This is a genomic window from Sphingomonas sp. SKA58 (assembly GCF_000153545.1).
Classification (GTDB): domain Bacteria; phylum Pseudomonadota; class Alphaproteobacteria; order Sphingomonadales; family Sphingomonadaceae; genus Sphingobium; species Sphingobium soli.
In genome coordinates, this window is record NZ_CH959306.1 from 138,142 (window position 1) to 155,664 (window position 17,523).

General features: G+C 66.5%; 12 protein-coding genes. 7 read left to right on the forward strand and 5 right to left on the reverse strand.

What is annotated here, in order from left to right:
• Window positions 1–8: 8 nt before the first annotated feature.
• Entirely contained in the window at window positions 9–2,588 is a 2,580-nt protein-coding gene (gene clpB, locus SKA58_RS01065; RefSeq protein ID WP_009820480.1) for an ATP-dependent chaperone ClpB, read from the reverse strand.
• A gap of 75 nt (window positions 2,589–2,663) precedes the next feature.
• Window positions 2,664–4,340 carry a M28 family metallopeptidase gene (locus tag SKA58_RS01070; RefSeq protein WP_037542399.1) on the reverse strand — a complete coding sequence of 559 codons (1,677 nt, stop codon included), beginning with the start codon at window positions 4,338–4,340 and terminating at the stop codon, window positions 2,664–2,666.
• A gap of 167 nt (window positions 4,341–4,507) precedes the next feature.
• Here SKA58_RS01070 and SKA58_RS01075 point away from each other — a divergent pair, with 167 nt between their 5' ends.
• The 7 genes from SKA58_RS01075 (at window position 4,508) to SKA58_RS01105 (ending at window position 12,895) form a co-directional block, all read left to right on the forward strand.
• Entirely contained in the window at window positions 4,508–7,390 is a 2,883-nt protein-coding gene (locus SKA58_RS01075) for a M16 family metallopeptidase (protein ID WP_009820482.1), read from the forward strand.
• A gap of 23 nt (window positions 7,391–7,413) precedes the next feature.
• The gene (locus SKA58_RS01080) at window positions 7,414–7,713 is read left to right on the forward strand and encodes a hypothetical protein (RefSeq protein ID WP_009820483.1); all 300 of its coding nucleotides are present in this window, start codon (window positions 7,414–7,416) and stop codon (window positions 7,711–7,713) included.
• 120 nt (window positions 7,714–7,833) lie between these two features.
• A complete protein-coding gene (locus SKA58_RS01085; RefSeq protein WP_009820484.1) occupies window positions 7,834–8,289 on the forward strand; it encodes a MarR family winged helix-turn-helix transcriptional regulator in 456 nt (151 codons plus the stop codon).
• Window positions 8,286–10,352, forward strand: a complete 2,067-nt coding sequence (locus SKA58_RS01090) for an FUSC family protein (protein WP_009820485.1) — start codon at window positions 8,286–8,288, stop codon at window positions 10,350–10,352. Before SKA58_RS01085 ends, SKA58_RS01090 begins: the two co-directional genes overlap by 4 nt.
• Window positions 10,349–10,564, forward strand: a complete 216-nt coding sequence (locus tag SKA58_RS01095) for a DUF1656 domain-containing protein (protein WP_009820486.1) — start codon at window positions 10,349–10,351, stop codon at window positions 10,562–10,564. Before SKA58_RS01090 ends, SKA58_RS01095 begins: the two co-directional genes overlap by 4 nt.
• Window positions 10,561–11,463 carry an efflux RND transporter periplasmic adaptor subunit gene (locus SKA58_RS01100; protein WP_009820487.1) on the forward strand — a complete coding sequence of 301 codons (903 nt, stop codon included), beginning with the start codon at window positions 10,561–10,563 and terminating at the stop codon, window positions 11,461–11,463. Before SKA58_RS01095 ends, SKA58_RS01100 begins: the two co-directional genes overlap by 4 nt.
• The gene (locus SKA58_RS01105) at window positions 11,456–12,895 is read left to right on the forward strand and encodes an efflux transporter outer membrane subunit (protein WP_037541982.1); all 1,440 of its coding nucleotides are present in this window, start codon (window positions 11,456–11,458) and stop codon (window positions 12,893–12,895) included. Before SKA58_RS01100 ends, SKA58_RS01105 begins: the two co-directional genes overlap by 8 nt.
• On the opposite strand, the gene SKA58_RS01110 is transcribed toward SKA58_RS01105, so the two are convergent.
• From SKA58_RS01110 to SKA58_RS01120, 3 genes are read right to left on the reverse strand one after another with little or no spacing between them, the layout of a single operon-like run.
• A complete protein-coding gene (locus SKA58_RS01110; protein ID WP_009820489.1) occupies window positions 12,854–13,795 on the reverse strand; it encodes a glycoside hydrolase family 43 protein in 942 nt (313 codons plus the stop codon). The two genes, SKA58_RS01105 and SKA58_RS01110, sit on opposite strands and share 42 nt — an antisense overlap.
• Window positions 13,792–15,000: a glycosyl hydrolase 53 family protein gene (locus tag SKA58_RS01115; RefSeq protein ID WP_009820490.1), complete on the reverse strand. Its 1,209-nt coding sequence runs from the start codon at window positions 14,998–15,000 to the stop codon at window positions 13,792–13,794. The genes SKA58_RS01110 and SKA58_RS01115 overlap by 4 nt, the downstream gene beginning before the upstream one ends.
• Entirely contained in the window at window positions 14,997–17,384 is a 2,388-nt protein-coding gene (locus tag SKA58_RS01120) for a beta-galactosidase (RefSeq protein WP_009820491.1), read from the reverse strand. Before SKA58_RS01120 ends, SKA58_RS01115 begins: the two co-directional genes overlap by 4 nt.
• Window positions 17,385–17,523 lie beyond the last annotated feature (139 nt).

The following is a 17,523-nucleotide window of genomic DNA, read 5'->3' on the forward strand; positions in this document are numbered from 1 at the left end:
TGCTCGCATCAGGCCAGGGTCAGCACCAACGCCCCGTCGCCCTCATCCACGCGCACAGTTGACCCGTCGGGTATATCCCCGCGCAGGATCATGTCGGCCAGCGGGTCCTGCAAGTAGCGCTGGACCGCGCGTTTCAATGGGCGCGCGCCATAGACTGGGTCGTAACCCACCCTGCCGAGCCAGGCCCGCGCGCCATCGGTCAGGTCCAGCGTGATCTTGCGATCCTTCAGCAGCTTGCCGATGCGGGCAACCTGGATGTCGACGATCGGCGCCATATGGGCGGCGCCCAGCCGGTGGAACAGGATGATCTCGTCCAGCCGGTTCAGGAATTCCGGGCGGAAATGGGCGCGGACAACGTCCATCACCTGATCCTCGACCTTTTCGACCGGGTCGTCATCGCCAAGACCGGCAATATATTGGCTGCCCAGGTTCGACGTCAGCACGATGATCGTGTTGGTGAAGTCAACGGTGCGGCCCTGCCCGTCGGTCAGGCGGCCGTCGTCCAGCACCTGGAGCAGGATGTTGAACACGTCGCCATGTGCCTTTTCGACCTCGTCGAACAGAACGACCTGATAGGGGCGGCGGCGGACAGCTTCGGTCAGCACGCCGCCTTCCTCATAGCCGACATAGCCCGGAGGCGCGCCGATCAGGCGGGCGACCGAATGCTTTTCCATGAACTCGCTCATGTCGATGCGCACCATCGCGCTGTCATCGTCGAACAGGAAGCTGGCGAGCGCCTTGGTCAGTTCGGTCTTGCCGACGCCCGTCGGGCCAAGGAACAGGAAGGAACCGAGCGGGCGATTGGGGTCCTGTAGCCCTGCGCGGCTGCGGCGCACGGCGGTCGACACGGCCTTGACCGCGTCCGCCTGCCCGATGACGCGCTTGCCCAGTTCGCCTTCCATCGCCAGCAGCTTCTCGCGCTCGCCTTCCAGCATGCGGTCGACCGGGATGCCGGTCCAGCGGGATACGACAGCGGCGATATCCTCGCTCGTCACCTCCTCGCGCAGCATCGCGCCGGCCGAGGCGGATTGCGCGTCGGCAAGCCGCTTTTCCAGGTCCGGGATGGCGCCATATTGCAACTCGCCGGCGCGGGCATATTCGCCCGAACGCTGCGCTTGCTCCAGCTGGATGCGCGCGGCGTCCAACTGCTCCTTGAGTTTGGCCTCGCCGGCGATCTTGTCCTTTTCCGCCTGCCAGCGCGTCGTCAGTTCGGCCGACTGCTGCTCCAGATTGGCGAGGTCGCCTTCCAGCGTCGCCAGCCGGTCCTTCGACGCCTGGTCGCTTTCTTTCTTGAGCGCCTCCCGCTCGATCTGGAGCTGCATGATGCGGCGGTCGAGATTTTCGATCTCTTCGGGCTTACTCTCCACTTCCATGCGTATGCGGCTCGCCGCCTCGTCCATCAGGTCGATCGCCTTGTCTGGCAGGAAGCGGTCGGTGATGTAGCGGTTGGACAGGGTCGCGGCGGACACGATCGCGCCATCGGCGATGCGGACGCCGTGATGCGTCTCATATTTGTCCTTGATGCCGCGCAGGATGGAGATGGTGTCCTCCACCGTTGGTTCGCCGACGAAGACCGGCTGGAACCGCCGCTGAAGCGCGGGATCCTTCTCCACATATTTGCGATATTCGTCGAGCGTGGTCGCGCCGATGCAATGGAGCTCGCCGCGCGCGAGGGCGGGTTTCAGCAGATTGCCCGCATCCATCGCGCCTTCGGATTTGCCCGCGCCGATCAGCGTGTGCATTTCGTCGATGAAGAGGACGATCTGGCCTTCCGCGCCCTTGACCTCATCGAGCACGCCCTTCAACCGCTCCTCAAACTCGCCGCGATATTTGGCTCCGGCGATGAGCGATCCCATGTCGAGCGCCATCAGCGTGCGGTCTTTCAGCGTATCAGGCACGTCGCCATTGGCGATGCGCAGCGCCAGACCTTCGGCGATCGCGGTCTTGCCGACACCGGGATCGCCGATCAGGACGGGGTTGTTCTTGGTACGGCGGGCAAGAATCTGGATGGTGCGGCGGATTTCCTCGTCGCGGCCGATCACGGGGTCGAGCTTGCCGTCGCGCGCCGCCGCCGTCAGGTCGCGGGCGAATTTCTTGAGCGCGTCGTAGCGATCCTCTGCGCCTGCCGTGTCAGCGGTGCGACCGCCGCGCAACTGGTTGATGGCGGCGTTGAGCGCCTCTGCCTTTACCCCGGCAGCGGCCAGCGCCTTGCCAGCCGCAGTGGTGGTGGCAAGGGTGAGCGCGAGCAGCAGCCGTTCGACAGTAACGAAGCTGTCGCCCGCCTTTTGTGCGACCTGCTCAGCCGAATCGAGCACGCGCACGGCATCATTGTCGAGGCCCGGCGTCTGCTGCGCGCCACTGCCCGACACGGCGGGCACCTTGGCGAGCGCAGCATCCGTGTCGCGCAGCGCCACCTGCGGCGACCCGCCAGCGGCCTGGATGAGGCCCGACGCCATGCCCTGCTCATCCTCCAGCAGCGCCTTAAGCAGATGCTCCGGACTGATCCGCTGATGGTTCATGCGGATCGCGACGGTCTGCGCCGACTGGAGGAAGCCCTTGGCGCGGTCGGTAAATTTTTCGAGGTTCATGACATCCCCATGGATTTGGTTGGTTCGGATGTAGTGTTGCTCAAAAACCACACAAGGGGCGATGCGTGATAATCCTTATTTTGTCGCCTTGCTCGCCTGCGGCGCAAAGATGTCGCCGAAAAAGTCGTTCTTGAACCAGCGCGGGGGCGTATCGGCATCGGCCATGGCGCGCGTGATGCGATAATTGGCCTGCGCAAAACGCGCGCCCGCCTGCCAGTCGATCTTTTGGGTCATATCGTCACCGGGATGATGATAGGCGCCGGAGAGGAAATCGCCCCACGCCTTTTCACCGCCATTGGCAAAGCCGGTGGCGAGGAAAACGGCGGGAACGCCCTGCTTCACAAACATATAATGATCCGATCGCACGAAGATGCTTTCCTGCGGCATGGGGTCGGGCGACAGGCTGACGCCCATGGGCTTGACCGCCTGCGCGACGATGGGGCCGAGCGTTGAGTGATCCGCGCCAAAGGCGATGACATCGGTGAAGGGATAGAGCAGCAGCGGCATGTCGAGATCGACATTGCCGACGATCTGACGAATCGGGACGGACGGATGACGGGCGAAATAATCGGCGCCCAGCAGGCCCTTTTCCTCGCCGGTCGACGCCAGAAAGATGATCGAGCGGCGTGGCTTGTCCGGTGCCATGGCCATCGCTCGCGCAACTTCCAGCATCGTCGCGATGCCCGCGCCATTGTCGAGCGCGCCATTGTTGATGCGATCCTTGTCGGCCGGTTCGCCCGGCTTTTCCGGGCTGACGCCGATATGATCAAGATGTGCGGACAGGACGACATAGTCATCCTTCAGCACCGGATCGCTGCCGGGCAGGATGGCGACGACATTGGGGCTGGTGACGCGCTGGCTGGTGCTGTCCGACTGGATGCGCACGCTGGTCTTGAGTGCGAAGCCCTTGGGCTGGCCGCCCTTGCGATCGGCCAGTTTGCGGATCGCGGCGATGGTCTGCGGCGCGCCGGCGAACACGGCCTGCGCCGCCGGGTCGTTGAGCGCCGCGCCGGCGCGGATGCCGGGCGCCTGGTCGAACGGCTCGCCTTCGGGCGAAACCCAGGTGAAATCGGGCTCGGCGGCGAACTGCACCATGCGCGCCCAGGGCCGCGCCTTCATCGATTGGAGCGTGCCCAGCGAGAGCATCCCGATCGCGCCGTGTTTTTCCGCGACCATCGCCTTGGTCGCGGACAGATGCGCGCCTTCCTCGCTTGGCAGGCCCTTGGGATAGCCGCGCAGGGTGACGACGATCTTGCCGTTCACATCCAGCCCGGCATAGTCGTCAAGACCGAGGCGCTGATTTTCCAGGCCATAGCCGACGAAGACCAGCGGCGCGCGCACGTCCAGTCGGGGTTCGGCGGCATTCATGCCGATCAGCACGTCGCCGGCATGGGTGAAGCGCTGGTCGCCGGCCGGGCCGCTGACGGTGAGCGTCGCGGGGGTCTGTGTCCGTTCCGTCTTCTGGAAGGTGATGCGCTGGAGCCAGCTGCGCCCCTGTCCATCGGCGTCGCCGGCGGGCTTGAGGCCCAGGCCATCAAACTGGCTGGCGACATAGCGGGCGGCGATCTCATGCCCCTCACTGCCGGTGTCGCGGCCCTTGAGCAGATCGTCGGCCAGGAATTCGACATGGGCGCGCATCGCGGCCGGGGTGAAGACCGGATCGGTGGTCGCTGGCCGGTCGGGCGATTGCGCGGGCAGGGTGGCAGGCAGGATCAGGGCGAGCGCGGCGGCCGACAGGGACAGGCGTTTGATCAAGGGACAGGGCTTTCTGCTGAACGGATATGGCGCGCAGGATTGCCGCTCCGCAGGGTCGCTGTCCACCCTTTGCGTATTGCGCGCCTATCACGCCTCGCTATGGTGCATGTCCTTCGGACGCATCCGCGTTCCATGGTCCATATGCTCCTGCCAGAGGCCCTTCGATGACCCTATCTTCCCTGTCGCGCCGTCTGCCCCTGCTGATCGGCCTGTCGGCGATCGCGCTGATGCCGGCGTTGCCTGCCGCTGCCCAGCCGAGCGCCGCGAGCGCCGCGCCCGCGCCCTTGTCCAGCCTGGTGGCCAAGGTCGATATTCCCTATGAGGAATTCACGCTGAAGAACGGCCTGCGCGTCATCGTCCATACCGATCGCAAGGCACCGGTCGTCGCCGTGTCGGTCTGGTATCATGTCGGGTCGCGCTATGAGCCGGCGGGCAAGACGGGCTTTGCCCATTTGTTCGAACATCTGATGTTCTATGGCTCGGAAAATGCCGACGGGCCTTTTTTCGGTCGCTTGGAGGATATCGGCGCGACCGACTGGAACGGCACGACCTGGTTTGACCGCACCAATTATTTCGAGACGGTGCCGACCGGCGCGCTTGATCGGGCGCTGTTCCTGGAAAGCGACCGCATGGGGCATCTGCTGGGCGCGGTGACGCAAGTGAAGCTGGATACGCAACGCGGCGTCGTGCAGAACGAAAAGCGCATGGGCGAAAATGAGCCCTATGGCCTGGTGGAATATGCGCAGCTCGCCGCGTTGATGCCCGAAGGCCATCCCTATCGCCATTCGACCATCGGGTCGATGGCGGACCTCAATGCCGCGAGCCTGGCCGACGTGCAGATGTGGTTCAAGACCCATTATGGCCCAAACAACGCCGTGCTGGTGCTGGCCGGCGACATCGACGCGGCAACCGCCAAGGCGAAGGTCGAAAAATGGTTCGGCAACATCCCGGCCGGCCCCGCGCCGCAGGATGTGGACGCCAGCGTGCCCACTCTGGCGAAGGACGCCGAAGTGATGATGCACGACAATGTAGCGGCCACGCGCCTTTATCGTAATTGGGTGGTGCCCGGCGTCAATTCGGCCGACCTGCCGCAGCTGGACCTGGCGCTGGCGGTGTTCGGCGGTCTGGGCTCCTCCCGGCTCGACAATGCGCTGGTGCGGGACGAGAAGGTGGCGGTTGGTGTCAAGGCCAGCGTGCAGCCGTTCGAGAAGCTGAGCCTCGCCGAGATTACGGTGGACGTGAAACCGGGCGTCGATCCGGTGGCGGTAGGCAAGCGGCTGGACCAGTTGCTGGCCGATTACCTGACCAACGGGCCGAGCGCCGATGAAGTGCAGCGCGCCGCGACTCGCCAGCTGTCGGGCACGATCGGGGGGCTGGAAAAGGTGGGCGGCTTCACCGGCAAGGCGGTGACGCTGGCTGAAGGGGCTGTCTATTCCGACGATCCGGCCAAATATAAGAAGGACCTGGCGATCTACGCCGCTGCGACGCCGCAGAGTGTGGCGGCGGCGGCGCGCAAATGGCTGGGCCGGCCGGTGCTGCGCCTGACCGTCGCGCCGGGCGAGCGGAGCGCTGCGGATAATGCGCTGGCGGGCAATGTGAAGGCAGAAGGCGCAACGCATCAGCCGGCGCATTTTCGCGATCCCGCCGCGTCGGCTCCGGCTGCCGCGACGCCGCCGACCCCCACCAGGATCGCCGAGCCGCCGATCGAACCGGTCAAGGACCTCGACTTTCCTGACGTCGAACATGCCACATTGAAGAACGGCATCCCCGTCGTCTTCGCGCGACGCGACGCTGTGCCGACGGTTCGCGTGTCGGTGGCGTTCGACGCGGGCAATGCCGCCGATGACAAGGCGAAGCTGGGGACCGCGGGCCTGACGGCCGCGCTGCTGGACGAAGGCACCACGACGCGGTCGTCGATCGAGATTGCCGAAGAGCAGGAACGGTTGGGCGCGGCGATCAGCGCGGCCAACAGCATGGACAGCACGACCGTCGGGCTGTTCGCGCTCAAGCCCAATCTGGATGCGTCGCTGGGCCTGCTGGCCGATGTGATCCGCAATCCCGCCTTCCGCCCCGAAGAGGTCGAACGGCTGCGCGGGCAGGTGCTGACCCGCATCGCGGCCGAAAAGACTGAACCGATGGCGATCGCGCAGCGCATGCTGCCACCGCTGCTCTATGGGCAGGCGCATCCCTATGGCATCCCCTTCACCGGATCGGGGACGGAGAGCGGCGTGAAGGCCGTGACGCGGGCGGACCTGACCGCTTTCCATGACGCATGGATGCGCCCCGACAATGCGACCATCTTTGTCGCTGGCGACACGACGCTGGCGGAAATGATGCCGCTGCTCGAAAAGCGGTTCGGCGACTGGAAGGCGCCGGCGGCGCAGAAGGGGGCTAAGCTGTTCCGCATGGACAGGATGATGCGCCCGTCGCGCATCGTGCTGATCGACAAGCCGCAAAGCCCGCAATCGCTGATCCTGGCGGGCGTGCTGACCAACAAGGCGGGCACTGACAATCCGGTGACGCTGCTGACTGCGAACGAGGTGCTAGGCGGCAGCACGACGTCGCGCCTGACGATGGACCTGCGCGAGACGAAGGGATGGGCCTATGGCGCGGGCACCGCTCTGCCGGGCGTCAAGGAAACGATCCCGTTGCTGGTCTACGCTCCGGTGCAGACCGACAAGACCGGCGAATCGATCATCGCCGCGCGGCAGGATGTGAAGGACTATCTCACCACCAAGGGCACGACCCAGGCCGAGCGCGACCAGACGATCAACAGCCAGATATTGTCCCTGCCCGGCAGCTTCGAGACATCGTCGGAATTGCTGGGCGCGATGATGCGCAACCATTTGATCGGCCGGCCGGACGATTATTACGAAACGCTGCCCAAGACCTATCGCGCGATGACCCCCGCCGACATGGACAAGGCCGCCCGGGAGTCGATCAACCCCGACAATCTGATCTGGGTCGTGGTGGGCGACGTCAAACAGGTGCGGCCGCAGCTTGACGCGGTGGGGCTGCCGGTGGAAATGGGCACATTGGCTGATTGACGCCAACGTAAAGGAGAATCGATATGGCAGTGGATGGCGCTTATGATTGCGTGGCCAAGACGCCGATGGGTGACCAGAAGGGCGTCTTCACCGTCGTCAGCAGTGGCGACCGGTTCAACGGCACCTTTGCCGGGATGATGGGATCGCTCGACGTGGTCGACGGCAAGGTCGATGGCGACACGCTGACCTGGAAGATGGAAATGACCATGCCGATGCCGATGACGCTGGAATGCGAGGCGGAAGTGGCGGGCGACGCCATTACCGGCACGATGCAGCTCGGCGCGTTCGGCGCGTCGGCCTTTAACGGGACCCGCCGGGCCTGACCTGGTCCGAATTGGTCGGGCCGGATTGTTTCCGGCCCGGCGACGGATTGCAATTTGCGCATCTGCGACAGCAAAAATGACAGGTGCAAAGATTGCCCAAAATCATTAGTTAGCTAGCTAATGACGAACCCCCTTGACGATCCCCGCCGCGCATTGGCGCACAAGATGGCCCCGGTTGCGCGGCAGTGGCGGCAATTGGCGGACGATGCGCTGGCGCAATTCGGCGTGTCCAACAGTGCCGGATGGTGCCTGATCCATATCGACCGGATGGGGTCCGATGTGCGGCAGGCGGACCTGGCCGATGCGCTGGACATTCGCCAGCCCTCGCTGGTGCGCACGCTGGATGGTTTGCAGGCGAGTGGTTTCGTGGCGCGGGCGGCGCACCCGGGCGACAGGCGATCCAACATCATTACCCTGACGCCCGCCGGGCGCGATCTGGTGGGAGGGATCGAACAGAAGCTGGGCCTATTGCGCGACCATTTGCTGCGCGACATTCCCGACGAGGCGATCGAGATCATGGTCGAGCTGCTCGACCTGATCGGGCAGCGCATCGCCGAGAAACGCAACCAGGCATGAGCGGCCGCCCGCTGGGCGAGGCGATCGGCCTGCCGGCCGCGCTCTTTTCGCTCAAATGCCTGATCGCCGCGATGCTGGCGCTGTTCCTCGCCTTTCATATCGGGCTGGAGCGGCCCTATTGGGCGTTCCTGACCAGCTATATCGTCGCCCAGCCGCTTGCCGGAGCGGTGATCTCCAAGGCGGTGTTTCGCGCAATCGGCACACTGGTCGGCGCGATCTTTTCCGTGGCGGTCGTGCCGCCATTGGTCAATGCACCCGAATTGCTGTCGCTCGCGATGGCATCCTGGCTGGGGCTGTGCGTGTTTGTGTCGTTGCTCGACCGGACCCCGCGATCCTATATGTTCGTGCTGGCGGGCTATACCGCCTGCCTGATCGTGTTTCCTGACGTGGATTCGCCCCAGACCATCTTCACCGTGGCGTCGCTGCGCGTGCAGGAGATCATGCTTGGCATCCTGAGTGGCACGTTGGTGCATGGCGTGGTGTTGCCCGGATCGATCACCGGCGTCCTGCTGGGCCGGGTCGAGGCGATCCTGCGCGACGCGGAACGCTGGTCGCGCGACGCCATCGCCACTGATCCGGTGCCAGGGCTGGACGCCGAGCGTCGCAGACTGGCGCAGGACGTGACCGAGTTGCACCAGATGTCGGTCCACCTGCCTTTCGACATCAGCCGGCTGGCGCCCCGCGTCCGCACCGTGCGGGCATTGCAGGACCAGCTGTCGATGCTGCTGCCGCTGGGCGCGGCGGTCGAGGATCGTCTGGCGCAGCTGAAGGCCGCCAATGGTGGCGTTGTGCCGGCACCGGTCGAAGCGCTGATCGCCGATGTGCGCGCATGGCTGGAGACGCCCGCGCCCGACAACCAAACCCGTGCGCGGCGGACCCAGGCGCTGATCGACCGGTGCCACGCGATGGAGCCGGACGCGCGCGCCGATATGGGTTGGGCCGATATGATGCGCCTTAGCCTCTATGCACGGCTGGCGACGCTGATTGCGGTCCATCGCGATTGCCGCGACCTGCTGGACCAGATGGCGACGCACCGGCGCAGCGCGGTGACGCCGCGCGTGGCCGAATTGCTGGACGGGCGGCGCAACCGCGAATTGCATCGGGACCATGCCGGGGCGCTGCGCGCCGCGTTCGGCGCCTTCCTGACCGTGGTCATCGGCTGCGCGCTGTGGATCGGCAGCGGCTGGAAGGATGGCGGGACGGCGGTGATGCTGGCGGGCGTGTTCCTGGCGCTGTTTGCGGCGCAGGATAACCTGCTCGCGCCGCTCAAGGGATTCATGATCGGTACGATCATCGCGTCGGCGCTGGGCGCGGTCTACGGCTATGTCATCATGCCGCGCCTGGATGGCTTTGCGATGCTGGCGCTGGCCTATGCGCCGCCGCTGCTGGTGCTGGGGGCAATGATGGCGTCGCCCCGGTGGATGGGCATTGCGCTGCCCACGCTGCTGGGACTGGGCAGCCCGGTGCTGCTGTCCGACCGCTATGTGAACGCCTTTGCATCCTACGCAAATGGTGCCGTGGCGCAGCTCGTTGGCATCTGGTTCGCGATCATCATGGCGGGGTTGTTGCAATCGGCCGGCGTCGAGCGCGCGATCCGCCGCACCGTGCGCGCCGGCTGGATCGACATCGCCAACCGCGCCAATATGAAGGGCGCGCCCGACGTGCGCGCATGGGTCAACCGGATGCTGGACCGCATCGCCCTGCTGGCCCCGCGTCTGGCCGCCACGCGGCAGGATAGCGGCGCGCCCCTCTATGATGCATTGCGCGACCTGCGCACCGGTGTCGCCATCGGGGAATTGCGCCAGCTGCGCATTGACCTTGCCCCCCAGGATACCGTGCCGCTGACGCGGGTGCTGGCCGGCGTTGGCGATCATTACCGCGCGATGGACCCCGATGCGCCCGCGCCCGCCGATCCGGCGCTGCTATCGGCGATCGATGGCGCGATCGACGATCTGGGCGGCCATGCGCTGCCAGCGGTGCGGCGGGAGTCGGTGCTGGCGCTGGTCAGCCTGCGCCGCAATCTTTTCCCCGACGCTCCCGGCCACAGGAGGGCCGCCGCATGACCGGAGAAATCGCCCTGGGCGGCGTCTATGTGCCGACGCTGCTGCTGCTCGCGCTGGTCGCGCTGATCCTGGCCTGGGCGGTGACCCGGCTGATTGGCGCGCTCGGCCTCTATCGCTTCTTCGCCTATCGCGCCGCAGTGGACCTCAGCCTCTTCGTGCTGATCCTCGGCGGGCTCGCCATCCTTGTCCCCACCCTTGGAATCCGCCTATGAACCGCATCCCCGCAACGCTGATCCGCAGCGCCGCCACCATCATCCTGGTCATCGCCGCCCTGCTGGCCGCGATAGGCATGTGGAACCATTATGAGCGCAGCCCCTGGACGCGCGACGGGCGGGTGCGCGCCGACGTGGTGCGGGTGACGCCCGACATCAGCGGGCTGGTGACGTCGGTGGCCGTTAGGGACAACCAGCAAGTGAAAGCGGGCGACCTGCTGTTCGTCATCGACACGCCGCGTTACAAGCTGGCGCTGGAGGAAGCCGAGGCGCAGATCGCCAGCGCGAGGGCGACATTGGCGCAGGCGCGGCGCGAGGCGCGGCGCGACACCGCCCTGGGCGACCTGGTCGCAGCGGAAACGCATGAACAGAATCTGGCGCGGGTGGAGACGGCGCAGGCGGCGCTGGCCGAAGCCTATAGCGGGCGCGACGCCGCCGCGCTGAACCTTAAACGCACACAGGTGCGCGCGTCGGTCAATGGCGTCGTCACCAATCTGGATCTGCATCCGGGCGATTATGTCGGCGCGGGGAGCCAGGCGATGGCGCTGATCGACAGCGATTCGACACGGGTGGAGGGCTATTTCGAGGAAACCAAGCTGCCGCTCATCTGCATCGGCGCGCCGGTCACGGTGAAGCTGATGGGGGAGGAGCGCGAGATCCACGGGCGCGTCGACAGCATCGCCTATGGCATCAATGACGACAGCCGGTCCAATGCGGGCAATTTGCTGCCCTCGGTCGAGCCGACCTTCTCCTGGGTGCGGCTGGCGCAGCGTATTCCGGTGCGGGTGCGGCTGGAGAAGGTCCCGGCGGGGCTGCGGCTGATTTCCGGGCGGACCGCTACTGTGACGGTGCAGCCAGCGGCGAAGGATGCCAAGCCGGGGGATTGCCGTCATGCGTAAAGGGATCGGCGCGCCGCTGCTGGCGTTGGGCCTGGCCGCCTGCGCGACGGCGGGGCCGGATTATCGCTATCCGCAAGGATTGGTCGCGACAGCGCCGACGGCGAGGGGCGATTTCCATTCGGCGCAGGGCGCGCGGTTCAGCAATGCGCCGCTGCCCGACCAATGGTGGCGGCTCTATGCCGACCGCCAGCTTGACGCGCTGGTCGAAGAAGCGCTGGCGGCCAATGCCGACCTTAAACAGGCGCAGGCCAATGTCGAACGCGCGCAGGCGGTGCTGCGCGAGGCGGAGGCGGGGCGACAGGTGACGACCGCGATCAGCGGCGGCGAGACGCTGTCCCGGCCATCGGGCGTGGCGCAGCATCTGCCTGGATCGGTGAGCTATGATCTGGGCCTGAGCGCGGCCTATCCGCTGGACCTCAATGGTCGGATTGCGCGCGGGATCGAAGCGAGCGCGGCCGATGTCGAGGCGGTGACGGCGGCGCGCGACTATGTGCGGGTCAGCGTGGCGGCGGCGACGGCGCAGGCCTATGCGCAGGTGTGCGCGGCCAATTACAGCCTGGCGGTCAATCGCAAGGTGGTGGCGTTGCAGCGCCAGACGCTCGATGCGACGCGGCGGCTGGCCAAGGGCGGGCGCGGGACGGCGTTCGACGTCAGCCGGGCGCAGGCGGCGGTGGAAACGAGCGAGGCGGCGCTGCCCGCCTTTGCCGCACAGCGCCAGAATGGGCTGTATCTGCTCGCCACGCTGCTGGGGCGGCCGCCGGCCGATTATCCGCGTGCAATCGCAAATTGCGCGGACCTGCCGGTATTGCGCCAGCCGATCCCGGTGGGCGATGGCGCGGCGCTGATCCGGCGGCGGCCCGACATCAGGCAGGCCGAGCGGACCATTGCGGGCGATACCGCGCGGCTGGGTGTGGCCATGGCGCAACTCTACCCGCAGGTCAGCATCGGCGGATCGGTCGGCCTGTCGGGGCCGCTCAAGGATTTTGGCACCGGGTCCGCCTTCGGCTTCAGCCTGGGGCCGCTCATCAGCTGGACATTCCCCAACCGGCCGGTGATCCGCGCCCGCATCGCACAGGCCGATGCGCAGATACGCGCCGATCTGGCCGGCTTCGATGCCAGCGTGCTGGAAGCGCTGCGCCAGACCGAAAGCGCACTCGAAACCTATCGCCGCGATGCCGAGCGGGCGGCGGCGCTGGACCGAGCGCGGGAGAGCGCGGGCGTGTCGGCGGCCCAGGCGGGCAAGCTGTTCCGCTTTGGCCGGGGCGATTTCCTGTCGTTACTGGACGCGCAGCGCAGCCAGGCCAGCGCGGAAGTGACGGCGGCGTCGGCGCGCACGCAACTGGTGCAGGACCAGATCGCGCTGTTCCTGGCGCTGGGCGGGGGATGGGGATCAGGCGATAGCGTCGACGAGGGCGCGGGGGACGCGCAGTAACGATCCGTGGCGCGCGCCGGCGGGGAGCGACAGCTGGTCGCCCACATCCTGCCATCGGGCCATGTCGCGGGTCATCATCGCGCCCCAGCGGCCGTCCTTATAGACATCATAATAGCAGATGAGCGCGTCGCCCACCCGGGCGGTCATCGGCCCTTCGACCCAGGCGGGGGAGAAAGGCGGCGAGAGCGGGCCGAAGGGGCCGGTCGGGCTTTCGGCGCGGGCGGCGCGCAGCCATTTGCGCGGCGGCGTGACCGTCTCATCCTTGACGATCAGGTGCAAGCTGCCATCGGGGGCGTGGGCAAAAGTGCCGTCGATGACGCTGAACCCCGGATCGTAGAGCGGCTGCGGTGCGGAAAAGCTGCGAAAGTCGGCGGTGCTGCACTGCCAGAGGCGGTGATTATAGTCCGACTCCGACGTACCGGCGGTTTCAGGGTAGCGCCCCGTGACGGTGCTGGACCAGAATAGCAGGAAACGGCCGTCGGGCATGCGGATTGCCTCGGGCGCCCAGCAATTGCGGGTGCCCGCCACGTCGCGCATCACCGGGATCGCTTGCTGGTCCGACCAGTGGACGAGGTCACGGCTGGTCGCATGGCCGATGGTCACGCCTTCCCAGGCGGTGGTCCAGAGCAGGTGATAATCCGTGCCGTCATGAAACAGGAACGGGTCGCGCATCAGCTGCTTTTCGCCCACCTGCGGCACCAGCAGGCTCCGGCCGCCGGCGAGCGTGCGGAAGGCAAAGCCGTCGTCGCTGACGGCCAGTTTGAGACCCGCGCCTTCGCCGGCCTTTCCCGTGGTGAAATAGGCGAAGACGAGCGGATCATCATTTCGCGCCACGGGGGCAGTGACGCAGGCGGCGAGCGGCAGGGCGGCGAGGGTCAGGGTGAAATCGCGGCGGTTCACGAATAATCTTTCGCCATCTGGCGATAGAGGTCGAGCAGATCATTGGCGATATAATCGCCGCCCTTGCCCATTGGACCCGCCGGGTCCGGCTTGGGCGCGGGGGATTGGTTGGCGAGGCCGCCGGGCGCTTCGGCGCTGTTGATGCCCTGGCTTAGCAGGTCGGGCTTGGGTCCGCCTCCGGCATTGCGGCCGTCAAGGTCGAAGATCGCTTCCTGATGGCGCAGCGGCTCCCAGATGAAGCTGCCCCAGCCATGCTTGCCGGGTAGATTATAGACGAGGTCGTTGAGATAGCGTTTGCGGCTGGAATATTCGGCGATCAGCAAGCCCTTGTCGGGGTAGCGCCTGACGAACTGGTCGAAGCTGTTTGCCCAGTCGCCCTGGCTTTGCTGCTGGTAGCAGGACAGGCCGATGACATCGAAAGCGACATTGCGGGCGATGAGCGCGTCGGTCCATTCGCGCAGGATCGGCCAGTGCCGGCCAAGATGATTGTGCAGCTGGATGGCGATGTCGGGCTGCGCGCGGCGGGCGCCGGCTATGCCTGCGCGCAGCAGGGCGGCGAAGCCGTCGAAGCCGCCGATCGCTTGATCGTCGACCTGCGCATGATTGGCGTCGGTGACGGGATTGCCGGTGGGGGTGGACAGCTTGACCCGGCCATGGGGCCAAAGCATGCCGAAGGTGGTTTCATTGCCGATCACCGCCATGTCGACCGGCGCGCCGCCCGCGCGCATCGCCACAAGCGTGTCATGGGTATGCGCCTCGACCGCCTTGGCGAGTTGGGGGAGGTCATAGCCGGTCCAGGCAGCGGGCACGCCCTGATGTTCCGGGTCGGCCCAGGTGTCGCTGTAGTGGAAGGAGAGGACAAGGCCCATGCCCGCGTCACGAATGCGGCGGCCAAGCCTGATGGTCTGGTCAAGCCCGGCCCAGGCCTTGTCGGGTTCACGCTTCGAATAACCCTTTGCCGGATCGACGAAAATGCGCAGGCGGATGGCGTTGAAACCCGCGTCGCGCATCAGCAGGACAGGGTCCTTCCGCACGCCGTCGACGAAATAGCGCGCGCCGGCGGCTTCGTCTTCTGGCACCCAGCTGATGTCCGCGCCGAGCAAAAAGGGGCCGGGCCGCGCGCCGCTTTTGCGGGGCGTGGTCGCCAGGGCGGGGAAGGGCAGAGTTGCAAGCGCGAGCGCGGCGCGACGGGTCAGCCGGGTCATGGGCGATGCTCCAGTTCAGGGACGATGCGAAGGGCAAGGAGGCTGGCGACCTGATCGCCTGGCGGCAATTTGGCGCGGGCCATGTCGTCCAGATAGATGGGCGCGTCGGCGCGCAGCGGCAGGATGGTGAGCGTCCAGGGGCGGCCCAGCCGATCGGCGAAGCGTTTGAGGCCGATGCGCCAGACGCGCCCGTCCCAATAGGCGTCGTCCAGCATGGTGGTGCCGTCGAACAGTCGGCCGATGTCGCCGCGCCAGTCGATTTCGAGGAAGGCGTCGCCGCTTTCCACCGCGTCGGCGGGCAGGGTGAAGGTGAAGGCCGCAGCGGCCCGATGCGCTTCGGGCAGCGGCTGCATCGCGGCTTTGGCCGGGCCGCCAATGACGATGGGAGGCGCTTTGCCGGCAGCGCGCGCCGGCGTGAAAGGGACGGCGGACGGGGCCGGCCCCTTGACCGTGGCGCTGGCAGCCGGACCGGGCAGGACGCGCCAGTCGAACCGGGCAGTACCGCGCTGGCGCAGGAGCGGGCCATGCGGTGTGAACAGGGTATCGGCCGCGGTGACGATCGCGCGGCGCTGTCCGCTTATGTCGCCGACCCAGAGTTGCTGCGCCGAGCCTTGGTCGAGCAGCAGGATGCGGACGCGGCGACCGTCCGGCGCGGTGACGGTTAGCAGCCGGTCAGCGGCAGGAGTCACGTCCGCGATGACGCGCCCCTGTTCCGAACGGGCGGGCGCGGACAGTCGCGTGTCGGCGGGGAAGGCAAGTTCGACCGGGCCGGGCAGGGTGGCGGCGAAGATGTGGATGGGGCCGTCGGCATCTGTAATACGCGTGACCGGCTGGGCGGTGGCCCAGTCCAGCGGCACGCCATCCAGGTCCATGCCGAACGGCCAGAAGAAATAGGCGCCCGGTGCAATGGTCACGGCGCGAGAGGGAAAGGTCAGCGCGCCGTTGGGGAGCGTGACGGTGAAGCGCGTCGCGGTATGGGCGGCGGTCGCATATTGGCGGACATGGTTGTTGACGAACAGGAAGCCGCTGCCGCCAGCCGCCCGGACCGACCAGCGCAGGGTTTTGAGGTCATCCTTGTCGCCAGGCTGGATCGTGGGGGCGTGCACGGTCATGGGGGCGAGCCGGTCGCCATAGGCGCCCAGAAAATAATGGAGGGGGCGCAGCGCGGCGCTGACCGCGTTGACCTCCCCATATTGGCCGATCGGCGCCTGAAAATCATAGCCGATCATCGGGCAGTCATTATAGCCGCCCGACCGCTGCGTTTCTTCCAGGCTGCGGCCGGCCGCAAGTGGGTTCGCACCGCCATGAAACATATAATAGCCCAGCAGGTTGACGCCTGATCCGACCTGCGTGGTGACGGCGGCAGCAACGTCGGCGGGCGCAAGCAGCGGGCGGCGGCGATACATGACGGGGACGCCGCCGCCATATTCCGCGCCCAGAAAGGGCGTGTCGTCCATGTCGTCGTCGGCGTCGCCGCGCCGGTTGTTGCGGGTTTGCGCGCCCAGGTCGCCGCTCACCCGGCTGTCGAACCGGAAGAGATAATTCTCCTTGGGCGGCAGCTTCGTGGTCTTCGCCGACCAGGGTTCGTCAGGATAGCCGCCATGGACGGGCACCACCTCGCCCTTGGGATAGAGCGTCTGGTCCCATCCGGTGACTGTGTAGAGCGGCACGTCATAGCCGAGTTTGAGCGCCAGGCTCTTGAGCGCCGCAATATGCGCCCGGCCTTGTCCCGGACCGTCGAGATTATATTCATTTTCGATCTGCATGCCGAGGATCGGCCCGCCATCCTTCCAGAACAGCCCACGCACCTGATCGTGGAGGCTGCGCCAGAAGCGTTCGACCTCGACCATATAGGCCGGGTCGTTGCTGCGAGGGCGCGTGCCCGCGACGATCCAGTCGGGGATGCCGCCAAAGCGCGCCTCGGCATGGCCCCAGGGGCCGGGGCGCAGGAAGAAGAGCAGGCCGTGGGTCTGGCACAGGGTGACGAAGCGGCGAATGTCGCGGTCGCCACTCCAGTCCAGCTGGCCGGGCGATAACTCGACATGGTTCCACAAGATGTAGCTGGCGACGATGGTGACGCCCGCCGCCTTCATCTTGAGCAGTTCCTCTTCCCAATAGGCGCAAGGGAAGCGGGTGAAGTGAAATTCGCCCATGACCGGCAACCAGGGCGCGTCATCGCGGGTCAGATAGCGGTTGGTGATGCCGAATGTGCCGTGCGGACCGGTGCCGGTGCCCATATGGAGATGGCCGGATTTGAGCGGCAGGCCGGGCTTGCGTGCGTCGAGGGGAAGCGGGGCTTGTGCGGCGGCGCGGGCGGGGAGGGCAGCGCCCATTGCGGCAAGGCCCGTGGCGGTGAGCGCGGTTCGCCTGTCGAATTGGGGCATCGTTCCTCTCCTGATGGGATGGGAGGGTATGTCCCTCTCCTGTCATTCACCGTTCGCACGGAGCCTGCGCTTGTCGTCCGAAGAAGGCAGGCACTTGGACAAGCTCAGTGCGAACGGTGCAAAATCGGTTGTGCCGTGT